Here is a 13651-nt window from a genome sequence, read left to right as displayed (position 1 = left end):
GATGAGTGAAGATTTAAGTGGAAAGGAAAAGGCTCTTGAGAGTGCTATAAAACAAATAGAGAGAGACTTTGGAAAAGGCTCTATAATGATCCTCGGTCAGGAAGAAATAGTTAAAAACATAGAGACAATTCCATCTGGATCTCTTTCTCTCGATATAGCCCTTGGAGTTGGTGGATATCCACGTGGAAGGGTGATAGAGATTTACGGACCCGAATCGAGCGGAAAAACAACGCTCACATTGCATGCCCTCGCTCAGGCACAAAAACTTGGTGGTATCGTTGCCTTTATAGATGTCGAACATGCGCTCGATCCCGCTTATGCCCAAAATCTTGGCGTGGATGTTAGCAAACTCGTTATCTCACAACCGGATAGCGGCGAACAGGCCCTTGAGATCGTCGATACACTTGTCAGATCCAACGCAGTTGATATGGTTGTCGTTGACTCAGTTGCCGCCCTAACACCGCGTGCCGAGGTGGAAGGCGCTATGGGAGATTCCCAGATAGGCCTTCAGGCCCGTTTGATGTCTCAGGCTTTAAGGAAATTGACATCGAATGTCAGCAAATCAAGATCGATCGTGATATTCACTAATCAAATAAGAATGAAGATAGGCATAATGTTTGGCAATCCCGAAACTACATCTGGTGGAAATGCGCTCAAATTTTACGCAACGATAAGATTAGACATAAGGCGCGGAGAACCTATAAAGGAAGGAGAAAAGATAATAGGCAATGAAACGCGCGTCAAAGTTGTCAAGAATAAAGTTGCCCCACCATTTAAAGAGGCGCATTTTGACATAATATACGGAAAGGGAATTGTCAGAGAAAATGAACTCGTCGATCTCGGCGTCAGCGAAGGAATAATATCCAAAAAGGGGTCGTGGTTTAGTTACACCACCCTTGACGGAAAAGAATTAAGCATCGGACAGGGTAAAAATAACGTTGTCCAGTATCTTACGGAAAACAAGAATATCGCTGACGAAATAGAGAAAAGGATAAGAGAAGCGCACGGACTTTTGAAAGAAAAGAAAGATGGAGAAGCAAAAGAATCTTGATAACGCAAGAAAGGACGCTTTCAGACTTATAAAGATAAGGGCGCGTTCTGAGCATGAACTTTACACGAGGCTTAAAGAAAAGGGATATTCTCAGGAGATTTTAGATCAAGTAATCGACGAACTCAAGAAAAAAGGGTTTTTAGACGATCTGAAATTCGCAAAACTTTTTGCTTCAGATCAAATCGAATTGAAATTCAAGGGACCTAAATACATAGAATACGAGTTGAAAAATTTTGGTGTAAAAGAGGAGATCATCGCAAGCGTTATAAAAGAAATCTCGGATTCTAATTTCAAAGAAATATTTATTCGTTTTAAAAAAGCGCATAAAAACGATAATGAAGATGAGATCTTTGAAAAGTTGATCAAAAGAGGATTCGATCCTTACACGGTGAAAAAGACATTGCGTGAGATCTCCAACGAAACGGAGGTGTGATGATGGACAATTTGATTTTGATAATAATTTTGGTGCCAAGCGTTGTTTTGGCAGTTATAATCGGATATTACTTTGGAAAATCAAAGATCCTTAAAGATCAAAAAGTTGCAAAGCAGGACGCGGAAAGTATAATCAAAAATGCCCAAGACGAGGCACAAAAAATAAAGAAAGAAATGATCATAGAGGCAAAGCAAGAGATATCGATAGCGCGCGAGAATTTTGCAAAAGACGTAAAAAAGCAACAGGACGATCTTAAGGCAGTCGAAGACAGACTTGTAAAGCGTGAAGAAGCGATAGCAAAAAGAGAGGAATCTATCTCTAAAAAAGAAGAAAAACTCGAAGAGATCAGGCTAAATCTGGAAAAAGAAAAGGAAAGGATATCACAACTTGTAAAGGAAGAAGAAGAGAAATTGCATGAAATAGCCTCCCTTACTCAGGAACAGGCAAGGCAACTTGTCATGGATATGGCACGTGAAGAGATGGAAAAAAGTCTTGCAAAGATGTACTCAGAAATAAAGGAAAAATATGCTGAAGAGGCAGAAAATGAGGCTAAATGGGTTATAAGTACGGCCGTTCAAAGGTACGCGAGTAACTACGTTGGAGACATAACGGTCTCTTCGGTTGAATTGCCCAACGATGATATGAAGGGAAGAATAATAGGAAGAGAAGGCCGAAACATAAGGGCATTTGAAAATCTTACCGGAGTGGACATAATAATCGACGATACTCCAGAAAGCGTTGTGCTTTCATGTTTTGACCCGCTCAGGCGTGAGATAGCGAAGATGACGCTTGAGAAGTTGATAGAAGATGGAAGAATTCATCCGGCAATGATAGAGGAATTTTACGATAAGTCGAAAAAAGAGATAGAGAAAATAATACACGACGAAGGTCAAAAGGCCATATTAACCGTTGGCATATCCAACATGCATCCCGAACTGATAAAGTTACTCGGACGTCTGAAATTCAGAACGAGTTTTGGCCAGAATGTGCTCTACCATTCGATAGAGGTTGCCCAGATCGCTGCCATGATGGCCGAAGAGATAGGCCTCGACGTTGAAAAGGTTAAAAGAGGCGCACTCTTACACGACATAGGGAAGGCCGTCGATCACGAGGTTCAGGGTACACATGCGATGATAGGCGGAGAACTCGCAAGAAGGTACAGAGAAAAGGAAAGCGTTGTGAATATGATTCAAGCCCACCATGAAGAGGTACCTTTCCAGACGCCGGAAGCCGTTCTCGTTGCCGCTGCAGATTCGATAAGCGCATCCAGACCTGGCGCAAGAAGGGAAAGTATAGAGATATACATAAAGAGACTCCAAAAACTCGAGGAAATAGCAACCTCTCACAAGAATGTTACGAAAGCGTACGCGATTCAGGCGGGGAGAGAAATAAGGATAATAGTTGAGCCGGACAAAATAGACGATCAACTCGCCGATAAGATGGCTTACGATATAGCGAAAGAAATAGAGGCCTCGCTTGAATATCCGGGCCAGATAAAGGTTGTTGTCATAAGAGAAAAGAGAAGCGTCGAATACGCAAAATAGAGTGGAGGATGAATTTTGAGAAAAGGCGCCGTTTTACTTAAAATCTTCATCGTGATCATCGCATCCGCGATAGGACTTTTGGCCGTACTTTACGTTAATGGTTATTTTTCCGTATGGTCTTCAAATCTAAAAGTTGATAAAGTCATCGTGAATGTTAGCGTCGATCCTTCGGGCCTTGCGCACATTTCGGAAAGCGATTACTATACCTTTGTAAAGCCCTATCACGGATTGGCGCCTTACACTCAATTTCCATCTGGCATTTCCATGAGCAATTTTAAACTTTCAGTTGAAGGAGCAACGATTTATAAAACTGAAGGGAATGTTGATCCAAGCGGCTTTGATTTGCTTGTTTACCTTAACAATGGTTATACCGTCCCGCAGCCTGGTGGAGATAAGGTAATTATGAATCTTTCCTACGATATAAAAGGAGGATTTCAGACAGGTCAAGATTTCTCTCAATTCTTTTACAAATTTTGGGGTAAAGGAACACCTTCATGGGTTCCGCTCCTTACGGTTCATTACACCTTTCCTTCCACTTTTGATGTCAGAAAGATATTTGTCCATCCCTCGGATGTATCGCATCAGATAGTGTTTGATGGAAAAAATTCCTTCACAATAACTTATCACAACATACCCCCTAACACCTATGCCGAGGCGAGAGTTGTTTTTCCTTTGATCCATCCACAATATGCCTCACCATTTTCAATGAGTCTTAGAGATGTTGAAAATATCGAAAATGGATATTCTTCCGGAGTACTTGAATGGTGGATATGGATAATCGTTTTGGTGATTTTAATCCCGGTAGTGCCTTTTGTGTTCAAAAAACTTTTCGGAACAGAGCCGAACGTTGAGGTTGCCGAATACGAAAGAGATATCCCGTACAGCGATCCTCCAGAACTCGTGAACTCTATCGTCAAAAAACTCATATCAGAGCCAGATTCTGACGGTTTTGCCGCGGCAGTTTTAAACTTGGTGGATAAGGGATATCTTCAATTCGGAGAAAATGGCACCTTTAAAGTCCTTAACGGCAATAAGCCTTTGAGCGAGAGTGAAAAAGTTCTGTTTAGCGATGTTATAAAGCCTTTCTCCACAGATGGAATATTCGATCCGAGGTCTGTCGGAGAATCTCTTAGATCTGATTTTCAAAAGGCCCAGAAGTTCAATTCGGCATTTACAAGTTGGAAATTCAAAGTTTCAACGGAGGCCGAAAAGAGAGATTATTTGATTACCTATGGAAACACGATAACCAAAATGGTAACTTTTTTCACCCTGATATTGCTTCCGTTGATTTTAGTTTTTGTGAATATATACGAAGGAAGACCATATCCAGAAATGCTTTTCTTTATGACATGGATTACATTCGCAGACTGGGTGGCGGCATGGATAATCTTTGTGCTGCCCAAGGATATCTTTGGGAGATGGACAAAAGAAGGAAGAACTTATTATCTAAGATGGAAAAGATTTGAAAGATATCTTACCGATTACTCTTTGATAAAGGAAAAGCCGCCCGAATCTCTTCTTGTATGGAAGGAATATCTCATTTACGGAACGGCACTCGGCGTTGCCAAACATGTCATAAAGGCCATAAAAGAGGTAAATCCTCCAGATATAGAAATGGATCCATTTTTCCCTGCCTTCACGGCCATGCTTTGGTACGATTCTTTGATATTTCTTCCCTCTGCAGCCATCTTTGGTAGTGCCCAGCAGGCTGGAGGAAATGTCGGTGGTAATTTTGGAGGCGGTGGCTTTGGTGGCAATGTGGGTGGAGGGTTTGGCGGTGGAGGAAGAGGAGGTTTTTGATGAACTACATACTTGTGGTTGGATCCGGTCTTGGTGGAGCCACTGCGGCGAGACTTCTTGCCGAGGCGAATTACAGGGTATTTGTGATCGAGAAATTGGCCTACGTTGGTGGTCATAGCCATGACGAGGTAAATGAAGATGGAATTTTGATCCATACTTATGGTCCTCATATCTTTCACACTAAAAGAAAGGATGTCTTTGACTTTTTAAGCCGTTTTACACAGTGGCACTATTACCAGCACAGGGTTCTGAGTTATGTTGACGGTATGTACGTTCCATTTCCGATAAACCGTGATACCATTGCGCAACTTTTTGGCATAGAAATTGAAAGTGAAATGGTTGAAGGGTTTCTAAAAAAAGAAGTTGCGAATTCGAATTTTTCAAATCCTCCATTGAATTTTGAGGACGCCGTTGTCTCTCAAATTGGAAGAAGGCTTTACGAGAAATTTTACATGAATTACACAAGAAAACAATGGAATATGGATCCTTCTAAACTCTCTGCAGAAGTTGCAAAACGAATTCCAATTAGATTTAACAGGGATGGAAGGTATTTCTCAGATCAATATCAAGGATTGCCGCTTTACGGGTACACGAAGATGATCGAAAAGATGTTAGACCATCCAAAAATATCCGTTATAACCAATTGCGATTATTTCGAGTTGAGATCCGAACTTAAGCCCATTTCAACCTTTTACACGGGCCGACTTGACGATTTCTTTGACAGAATCTACGGAGAACTTGAGTACAGATCCTTAAGACTTGAATTTAAAACGTATCGGCGGGAGTTCTTTCAAAGTGCGGGCGTCATCAATTATCCGAACGATTATGACTGGACAAGGATAACCGAGTTCAAACACATGACGGGACAGAAGTCAGAACTGACGACAGTTTGTTATGAATATCCTCTCGATAAAGGAGAGCCATATTACATTGTCATGGATGAGAAGAATATGCAAAGAAGAGCCCTTTACGTTAATGAGGCTGAAAAACTTGAAAATACGGGTGAATTTTCATTCATCGGAAGGCTTGCAGAATACAGATATTACAACATGGACGAGGTTGTTGGAAAGGCTATAGAGAAGACCAACGAATGGTTAAGGAGGCATTTATGAGAACTGTAAATTTGAAAAACAAAGGAAGAATTTTTACCGTTGTAAACAGCGCTGGAAAGGATACGCCTGTTGTCATCATGTTTCATGGCTTTACCGGGAATCACATCGAGGCTCATTTTATCTTTGCAAGGCTTTCGAAAGCACTTGAAAAGGCTGGAATATCTTCTGTGAGGTTCGATTTTAGGGGATCTGGGAATAGCGATCTTCCATTTGAAAAGATGACTCTCTCGACGGAAATATCCGATGCCATAAAAGTTGCCGAATACACAAAGCGCAATTTCAATAACTCCCTTGGGGTTTTGGGGCTTTCGATGGGAGGCACCATAGCATTGCTCACCTTAAGCCAGATCGATCCCGACGCTTTGTGTTTGTGGGCGCCGGCCGCGAAAAACAAAGAGGTTTTTTCCAAGGGTATACCATCACTTCCTCCAGATTTAAATCTATTCGACGTCGGTGGAATAAGGGTCTCAAAGGAATTCGCAAAAGAGGTCCTTTCATTTGATGCCTTCTCGGAGGCTAAAAAATACAGAAAACATGCCCTTATAATTCACGGAACTGCCGATCAGGCTGTACCATTCGAACACAGCAAAGAACTCGTAAAGGAATTCAAAAAGGGAAGCCTTATCTCAATAGAAGGATCTGACCATGTCTTCTCTTCTTACGAGTGGTCGGAACGCGTTATAGAAGAGACCGTCAAGTTTTTCGAAAAACATTTGTGAGAAGGCAAGACCTTCTCACACTCTTACAAAGTGTAAAAGTACGCTTTGAAAATCTCCTTTTAATTCTGGCAACAAAAGGCCTGCGAATACGAGTTCATCTCCGCCGTAGATCTCTGACGTCCCATCGAGTCTGTATATTTTTTGAGTTGAGATGCCTTTGATCTTTATCCTTCTTTGCTTTGCGTTGGGTTCACCAAGTACTTTGAAGTAATAGACGATGAATTCATCTTGTTCTTCATCCGTTATGATCCATCCAACTTCGTTCTCTTCAAAAAATAATCTGTAAAAATTTCCAAACTGAACAAGTTTTCTGAATTTTTTGTAATCGTTTATGTACTTTCTTATTTTATCCTTTTCCTCTTCCGAAAGTTTTGTAAGATCAAGTTCAAAGCCCATATTCGCGCTCATCGCAACGTGAGACCTTATGTCGATGGATGTGATCCTTCCGACCTGGTGATTGGGAACGGCCGAAACATGGCTTCCCATCATAACCGGAGGATACACGTAACTTGTACCGTACTGGATCTTCAATCTTTCGATCGCGTCCGTGTCATCGCTTGTCCATGCCTGAGGCATGTAGTAAAACATTCCGGGATCGAACCTTCCGCCGCCTCCGGCACAACTTTCAAAGAGAATGTCCGGAAATTGAGAGGTTATCCTTTCAAGAACTTCGTAAAGGCCGAGTATGTACCTATGTGATACCTCCCTTTGCCTTTCGGCAGGAAGAGTTGCAGACCCTATCTCGGTCATATTTCTGTTCATGTCCCATTTAACGTAACTTATATTTGCGCTTTTCAAAAGATTTGAAATCGTTTCAACTATATATTCTCTTACGTCCTTTCTCGAGAGATCGAGGACGAGTTGGTTTCTACTTAGATGTCTTTCTCTTTCTCCAACATGAAGACACCAATCGGGATGATCACGGTAAAGATCGCTGTCTGGTGAGACCATCTCCGGCTCCATCCAAAGACCGAACTTAAGGCCAAGATCATTTATCTTTTTCGAAAGACCCTCAAATCCTTCCGGTAACTTTTCTTTGTTGACATACCAATCTCCCAAAGACGAGTTATCTGAATTCCTTTTTCCAAACCATCCATCATCTAAAACGAATAACTCTATTCCCAAAGATTTGGCCTCTTTGGCTATCTCCAAAAGTTTTTCTTCGTTAAAGTCAAAGTATGTTGCTTCCCAGTTGTTAACAAGAATGGGCCTTTGTTCAAGTTTATATTTTCCTCGCGCGAGTTTGTTTGTGTAAAGTTTATGGTAAGTTTGGGACATCCCGTTAAATCCTTTGTCAGAATATACCATCACGCATTCGGGAGTTTGAAAGGTTTCACCAGTTTTCAAAAGCCATGAAAAGTCAAATGGATTTATGCCCATCAAAACCCTCGTGTCTTTGTACTGATTAACCTCAACCTCTCCAATGAAATTCCCGCTGTATACAAGGCTGAATCCGTAAACCTCTCCATTCCATTCGTCTGTGTCTTTTCTTGCAAGTGCCAAAAATGGATTTTGCTGGTGGCTACTTGCGCCCCTTCTACTCTCAATAGATTGAATTCCGGGCTTTATCTCTCTTTTTACAACATGCCTTTCTCTTGCCCACGCACCGGACAATTGGAACATTTCAAAGTTATCGTCTTCAAAATCGACACTCGTGCTTAAAGCCCTTAGAATCTTGATATCCTCGCCAAAATTGATGAATTTAGCGCTTCTTGTGATAGCCTGAAAATCTTCAAAAACAGAGTAAAATAAAATAACCTCAAACTTTCCAATATCATCTTTTAGGTGAATTTCTAAAGTTTCGGCCTCATCTTCTCCATCGACGTAAGTTGAAGGAAGGCCTTCCAATTTTGGTTTTCCAGGATATATTCTGTGAGAAATATACCTTAAATCAGAGACGGTAGATCCGTCTCTAAACTGTACCTGGTAGGCCGGACTTCTAAAATCCGTTGTTCCATACGAAGGATATTCCTGCGGGACGATATCGAGAGATAGATTTGGACCGTAAGCCCTTCGATAAAGGTCTGAAATATGGCGCACATTCAGATTTTTGATACGTTTACCAAAATATGCGTGACATAATCTTTTGTTTTCATCTATGTAGATAGTATACTGAAGGTCCTTTGCAAAGAGATCGAAAGAGAGAGAATCTTCGTTAAAAGAAATTGTCATAAAAATTCTCCTTATTCAAATTTTTGACATTTCCCATTGCAAAATGAAAGGTCTCATCTCTGCGGCCATGGCCGCATCGTGAAGCGGATCGTCTTCTGGAACGTTCATAAGAAGCATATTAGAAACCCTTGCCTTTTCTTGAATCGAGGCAAGCAAATTCACAAAAAATTGATTGAATTCATCTTTATTCTTTGGAGCCGCATCTATTATGAATGCGCCATTTTCATTCACTCCCCAAACGACATATCCCTTTCTCTGACCATTTTCAATGACAAAATCGTGATCGTACCTATCGTCAGAGAGTTTCAGAGTCATCGCTTCTCTCTGCCAATTTGGCCGGCGCCAACTCTTTTCATTTTCGATCGCCTCTTCGTAGATCTCTCCTATCGTTGCCCTTTCAAATTTGTAAAGGGGAGCGCTCATTATCTTATCCGTGTAAAAAGATCTCAATGTTCTTCTGACCACAAATCCGTACTTGTCGTAAAACTTTGCGGCCCTGTCTCCGGCAGCAACTTCTAAGATCACCTCTTTGACACCCTTCCACTTCAATTGATCGAGAGAATAAAGCAATAAAGCACCACCAACCCCTCTTTCTCTGAAATATTTCTTTACTCCAAATGCGTCTATCCTTCCACGTGGTAACCTTATTGCGTTTATGGAAAATCCGACTATTTCACCATCCACGATCATCAAAAAAGAATCTTCCAAAGAGATAGAATTTTCCTTCACATCGAGTTGAAAGGAAAGCACATCCCATTTTACTGGTATGACATAATCGGCAAAGACTTCATTTACAAGACTTACAATTTTGTTTAAAGGCGTATCGGATATTTTTTTAAATTCTATCATTTTCTTTCTCCTCTTTATTTTTAATCTCTTTATTTTCTCTTTCCCTCAGATTCCACAATTCAAAATACCCGGAAGAATTTTTAGAAGAATTTTTCAGCCAAAAAACCTTTTTCCCAAGATCTACTCTCCATAATTTATAATTAACTTGCATGATTACTTTCCTCCCATTTTCAGATCATTTGAACTTCTGCCACCTTCCCACGACAACTCCTATTAAAGATCTGGCAATTGTCTCTGGATTCATTATGAGAGGTTTGTACTTTGCGTTATCGGGCTTTAGTATAACCAAGTCGTCCTGAAAATAAATTCGGTATAATCCAGCCCTGCCTTCCTCAAGCCACACAATAAGATCGCCCTCCAAAGCGGGTCCCTTTCTTACGAGCGCTATATCGTCTTTTGAAAGTGTTGGTTCGGCAGAGTCATCCGGTACAACTATACCATAATTGCATCCTGCCCATACCGGTAATTTGAGATACTCAACTGGCTTTTCAAGAGAATCGACGAGAAAAATAGGTATTGTCTCAAGCGGGTACTCGGTAGCCGTTGAGTCACTTTCAGGCGATGCACCCAACATGTAATCTACGCTTACACCGAATATTTTGGCGATCTTTTTCAACGTTTCTAAATCGGGATCATTTCTTCCGCTTTCGTAGGCAGAGATGGTTTTATCGCTAAGCCCAATTAAATTCGCAAGATTTTTCTGACTCATTCCGTGCTGGGTTCTAAGTTCTTTGAGTCGCGAAGAAAAGGCAGAATTCATTTTATCACCCTGATTTATTCTACAATAAATAGATTATAAAGTCAATCATTCTTGATTTTATAGATAAAAAATGTTATACTACGATACGTAGATATTATATTATCTATTATTAGAAGATAAAGGGGGAGAATCTTAAATGATAAGGTTTATAGAGTCAAAGATTGTAGATTATCTTTCATTTTGCAAAACAGAAGAAGAGATAAGCAGAAATATTTCATTTTCATTTCCAGTACATCTATTTTTGTCCAAAGATGGTCATCTATCATCACCCGAAATAAGGATAGCCCTTTGCGATCTGGCTGACAAGGGAAAGATAAACATCGATAAAAGCATGATCTTTCATAAAGATCACATCGCACGTTGAATTTTTATTCACTTTAGCACTCTTTTAACCAAGCGATCTCCCACTTCTATAAGTTGTGGATCGTGTTCCTCAAATGTCTCAAATATAAAAACAAGAGTTTTTTCTTTTAAGTTAAAGATATCATTTGCAATTTTGATGTAATTATCTCTAAACATCTAAAATCAAATATAAACATGAATAAATGTCAAAAAATGACTTTGACATTACTTGAAATCTTAGTTATTATTTAGTTAATCGTTTTCCAAATATTTTCTTATATGGAGGAAATCATGGAGAAGATAAAAGTTGGAATCATAACATTTTCAGATGGCCGACCCAAGGTTAACGCCGATCTTCTTAAGATAAACAAACATTTTCAAAGCGAACTTTCTAAAGCGCTCCAATCGACTAATGAAATTGAAGTTGTCGAGGCAAAAGAAATCGTCTCAAAACCTTCAATAGCAAAATCTGAAAGTTTAAGAATGAAAAGCGCAGGAGTCCATCTGACGATTTTCAACTACGCAGTCTGGGCCTTCCCGCATTTTTCCGTCATAGCGTCCAAGTTTGCGCCCGGTCCATTTTTACTTTTTGGAAATGTTAACCCTCAATATCCCGGGATGGTTGGCATGCTTGCCGCAGCCGGATCATTGGATCAAACTGGCGTTGTTCACAAAAGGGTATGGGGCGATATCAAAGATCCAAAAGTTCTAAAACAGGTGCTTTCTTTTGTTCGTGCATCTTACGCGTTTAATTCTTTAAGAGGTCAAAGGTATGGGATAATTGGCGGAAGACCTATGGGCATGTACACGGCCGTTCCGAATGTTGATCTGTGGAATTCTATATTTGGAATAGACATCGAGCACATCGATCAATACGAGGTTGTAAGGTTATCAGCCGAGGTACCTGATTCGAGATCGGAAGCAGGCCTTAAGTGGCTTGAATCTCATGTCAAAAAGATCCATTACGATGGGAAACAACTCACGCCCGAGAAGTTGAAGTTACAGATCAAAAGTTATCATGCAATCCAAAAGATAATAAAAGACAACGAATTGGATTTTGCCGGAATAAAAGCCCAGCCCGAATTGACTGATAACTTTGCCACGATGGACGTTGCGGAAGCCTTCATGAACGATCCTTACGACTGGGAAGGCACTCATGAACCATTTATATTTGCAACGGAGGCAGATTCGGACGGCGCTTTGACCATGCAAATCTTTAAATTGATGGCAAAAACACCTGTTTTGTTTGCGGACGTTCGTCATTACGATGAAAAAGACAACTTCTTCGATCTTTGCAATTCGGGCGAACACGCAACATATTTTGCGTCAAAATCATTTAATCCCGAAGAAAATCTCAAAAAAGTAGAACTCTATCCCGAAGGCTTTTACTTCCCGGCGGGAGGCGCTTCCGTAAGGCACATAGCAGCCCCCGGCCATGTTACACTTGCACGATTGACGAGAAAGAACGGAAAGTACTGGATGGCGATCTTGCCTGCGGAATTTTTGGACTTCGGAGAAAAAAAGAACGAAGAAAAGGCTAAGGCAACCCAGATCGAATGGCCGCACGCATTTGCGAGATTAGAAGTCAGCGCAGATGAATTTCTCTCGACGTATGATTCAAATCACACCCACGGCGTTTACGGCGATTGGGTAGATGAACTTGTTGACTTTTGCAAGATAGCGGGAATTGAATACAAAATCTATAAGTAAATTATTCAAAATGAGAGGAAGTGAGAATGTGAATAATTTCGATCATATTGGGATAGGTTTAGAAAATTTATTTGTTTTATCAGATGCACAATCTAGATCAATAAGTGCTGAAAATTTTAAAGGAGAAAAAGGAAAAGGTGGTATGGCTACAGAAGGCACAGGAGCATTTGCAGCTAGAGAATTAGGACAAGGATGGAAGATTTCTCCATCGATTATTGTAAAAGGTAAAAGTGTTTTTACATTAGCAGAGATTGAAGGACCAGGTGTTATCAATCACATGTGGTTTACTTCTTTTCCTACAGGATGGAGATATCTCATACTTAGGATATATTGGGATGGAGAAAATGATCCATCAGTTGAAGTGCCTATTGGAGATTTTTTTTGCAATGGATGGGGTGAACCTAGCAATGTTAACTCACTTCCAATAGTTGTAAATCCATCGGGAGGCTTTAACAGTTATTGGTTAATGCCCTTTCATAAAAGTACTAAAATCACAATTCAAAATATTTCAGAAGAAGATTTTACACTTTATTATCAAGTAGACTATACCTTATCTAAAATTCCAGAAAGAATCGCATACTTTCATGCCCAGTTTAGACGTAATAATTGTGTAGGTTATAAAGAAGTATATACAATTTTGGATAATGTAAAAGGTCAAGGAAGCTACGTTGGTACATATATGGCACGTCAAGTTAACAACAATGGTTGGTGGGGAGAAGGCGAAGTAAAATTTTATCTCGATGGAGATACCGATTTTCCAACTATTTGTGGGACAGGCACAGAAGATTATTTTGGCGGAGCATGGGACTGGGAACAACCAAAAGGTCAATATTGTACATATTCAACAGCATTTTTGGGAATGCATCAATTAATTAAACCGGACGGATTATATCGCAGTCAGCAAAGATTCGGTATGTATCGCTGGCACATAATGGATCCAGTAAGATTTCAAAAAGACTTGAGAGTCACGATCCAACTGCTAGGGTGGCGTTCAGGAAATAGATATTTACCTCTTCAAGATGATGTTGCATCTGTCGCGTATTGGTATCAATCTGAACCTCATGTACCATTTCCGACATTACCAGATAAAGATCATCTTGAAGTTATATAGATATGATAGTATTTTTCAAAATTCAAAGTGTATAGTTTGAACATTACG

General features: G+C 40.3%; 14 protein-coding genes. 9 read left to right on the top strand and 5 right to left on the bottom strand.

The features are described from left to right. The first annotated feature begins 1 nt into the window (after position 1). Genes recA through ATHSA_RS01845 form a run of 6 tightly spaced genes read left to right on the top strand, consistent with a single transcriptional unit; the run spans position 2 to position 6659 of the window. Positions 2–1051 (top strand): recombinase RecA, encoded by a 1050-nt coding sequence (gene recA / locus ATHSA_RS01870; RefSeq protein WP_161847495.1) that lies wholly within the window; start codon positions 2–4, stop codon positions 1049–1051. Then, positions 1029–1484 (top strand): regulatory protein RecX, encoded by a 456-nt coding sequence (locus tag ATHSA_RS01865; RefSeq protein WP_161847494.1) that lies wholly within the window; start codon positions 1029–1031, stop codon positions 1482–1484. The genes recA and ATHSA_RS01865 overlap by 23 nt, the downstream gene beginning before the upstream one ends. Before the next feature lie 2 nt (positions 1485–1486). Next, entirely contained in the window at positions 1487–3028 is a 1542-nt protein-coding gene (gene rny, locus ATHSA_RS01860; protein WP_161847493.1) for a ribonuclease Y, read from the top strand. A gap of 15 nt (positions 3029–3043) precedes the next feature. After that, on the top strand, positions 3044–4828 hold the full coding sequence (locus ATHSA_RS01855; protein WP_161847492.1) for a DUF2207 domain-containing protein: 1785 nt from the start codon (positions 3044–3046) through the stop codon (positions 4826–4828). Next, entirely contained in the window at positions 4828–5940 is a 1113-nt protein-coding gene (glf, locus tag ATHSA_RS01850) for a UDP-galactopyranose mutase (protein WP_161847491.1), read from the top strand. Before ATHSA_RS01855 ends, glf begins: the two co-directional genes overlap by 1 nt. Beyond that, positions 5937–6659, top strand: a complete 723-nt coding sequence (locus tag ATHSA_RS01845; protein WP_161847490.1) for an alpha/beta hydrolase — start codon at positions 5937–5939, stop codon at positions 6657–6659. Before glf ends, ATHSA_RS01845 begins: the two co-directional genes overlap by 4 nt. 15 nt (positions 6660–6674) lie before the next feature. Here ATHSA_RS01845 and ATHSA_RS01840 read toward each other — a convergent pair whose 3' ends face one another. The 4 genes from ATHSA_RS01840 to ATHSA_RS01825 are packed head-to-tail and all read right to left on the bottom strand — an operon-like array spanning position 6675 to position 10440. After that, positions 6675–8831 (bottom strand): alpha-galactosidase, encoded by a 2157-nt coding sequence (locus ATHSA_RS01840; protein ID WP_161847489.1) that lies wholly within the window; start codon positions 8829–8831, stop codon positions 6675–6677. Positions 8832–8846: 15 nt separating this feature from the next. Beyond that, entirely contained in the window at positions 8847–9680 is an 834-nt protein-coding gene (locus tag ATHSA_RS01835) for a GNAT family N-acetyltransferase (RefSeq protein ID WP_161847488.1), read from the bottom strand. Next, the gene (locus tag ATHSA_RS01830; protein ID WP_161847487.1) at positions 9667–9831 is read right to left on the bottom strand and encodes a hypothetical protein; all 165 of its coding nucleotides are present in this window, start codon (positions 9829–9831) and stop codon (positions 9667–9669) included. Before ATHSA_RS01830 ends, ATHSA_RS01835 begins: the two co-directional genes overlap by 14 nt. A 24-nt stretch (positions 9832–9855) precedes the next feature. Next, positions 9856–10440, bottom strand: coding sequence for an XRE family transcriptional regulator (locus ATHSA_RS01825; RefSeq protein ID WP_161847486.1), 585 nt, complete (start codon positions 10438–10440; stop codon positions 9856–9858). Positions 10441–10576: 136 nt separating this feature from the next. Here ATHSA_RS01825 and ATHSA_RS01820 point away from each other — a divergent pair, with 136 nt between their 5' ends. Then, on the top strand, positions 10577–10804 hold the full coding sequence (locus ATHSA_RS01820; protein WP_161847485.1) for a hypothetical protein: 228 nt from the start codon (positions 10577–10579) through the stop codon (positions 10802–10804). 8 nt (positions 10805–10812) lie between these two features. Here the strand turns inward: ATHSA_RS01820 and ATHSA_RS10185 are convergent, their stop codons facing one another. Beyond that, positions 10813–10959: a hypothetical protein gene (locus ATHSA_RS10185; protein ID WP_232060109.1), complete on the bottom strand. Its 147-nt coding sequence runs from the start codon at positions 10957–10959 to the stop codon at positions 10813–10815. A 111-nt stretch (positions 10960–11070) separates the two neighbouring features. Here ATHSA_RS10185 and ATHSA_RS01815 point away from each other — a divergent pair, with 111 nt between their 5' ends. Together ATHSA_RS01815 and ATHSA_RS01810 are read left to right on the top strand one after the other, a co-directional pair. Continuing rightward, entirely contained in the window at positions 11071–12492 is a 1422-nt protein-coding gene (locus ATHSA_RS01815; RefSeq protein ID WP_161848900.1) for an L-fucose/L-arabinose isomerase family protein, read from the top strand. A 10-nt stretch (positions 12493–12502) separates the two neighbouring features. Further along, on the top strand, positions 12503–13603 hold the full coding sequence (locus ATHSA_RS01810; protein WP_170288394.1) for a glycoside hydrolase family 172 protein: 1101 nt from the start codon (positions 12503–12505) through the stop codon (positions 13601–13603). Positions 13604–13651: the final 48 nt, after the last annotated feature.

It is taken from the genome of Athalassotoga saccharophila (assembly GCF_009936215.1).
Lineage (GTDB): Bacteria > Thermotogota > Thermotogae > Mesoaciditogales > Mesoaciditogaceae > Athalassotoga > Athalassotoga saccharophila.
Note: the sequence above shows the minus strand (reverse complement) of the source record. Positions and strands in the feature narration are given on the sequence as shown.

Coding starts and splice junctions, on each gene's coding strand:
- recA (WP_161847495.1), top strand. CDS start 2: ATGAGTGAAGATTTAAGTGGAAAGGAAAAGGCTCTTGAGAGTGCTATA.
- ATHSA_RS01865 (WP_161847494.1), top strand. CDS start 1,029: ATGGAGAAGCAAAAGAATCTTGATAACGCAAGAAAGGACGCTTTCAGA.
- rny (WP_161847493.1), top strand. CDS start 1,487: ATGGACAATTTGATTTTGATAATAATTTTGGTGCCAAGCGTTGTTTTG.
- glf (WP_161847491.1), top strand. CDS start 4,828: ATGAACTACATACTTGTGGTTGGATCCGGTCTTGGTGGAGCCACTGCG.
- ATHSA_RS01845 (WP_161847490.1), top strand. CDS start 5,937: ATGAGAACTGTAAATTTGAAAAACAAAGGAAGAATTTTTACCGTTGTA.
- ATHSA_RS01840 (WP_161847489.1), bottom strand. CDS start 8,831: ATGACAATTTCTTTTAACGAAGATTCTCTCTCTTTCGATCTCTTTGCA.
- ATHSA_RS01835 (WP_161847488.1), bottom strand. CDS start 9,680: ATGATAGAATTTAAAAAAATATCCGATACGCCTTTAAACAAAATTGTA.
- ATHSA_RS01830 (WP_161847487.1), bottom strand. CDS start 9,831: ATGCAAGTTAATTATAAATTATGGAGAGTAGATCTTGGGAAAAAGGTT.
- ATHSA_RS01825 (WP_161847486.1), bottom strand. CDS start 10,440: ATGAATTCTGCCTTTTCTTCGCGACTCAAAGAACTTAGAACCCAGCAC.
- ATHSA_RS01820 (WP_161847485.1), top strand. CDS start 10,577: ATGATAAGGTTTATAGAGTCAAAGATTGTAGATTATCTTTCATTTTGC.
- ATHSA_RS10185 (WP_232060109.1), bottom strand. CDS start 10,959: ATGTTTAGAGATAATTACATCAAAATTGCAAATGATATCTTTAACTTA.
- ATHSA_RS01810 (WP_170288394.1), top strand. CDS start 12,503: ATGAGAGGAAGTGAGAATGTGAATAATTTCGATCATATTGGGATAGGT.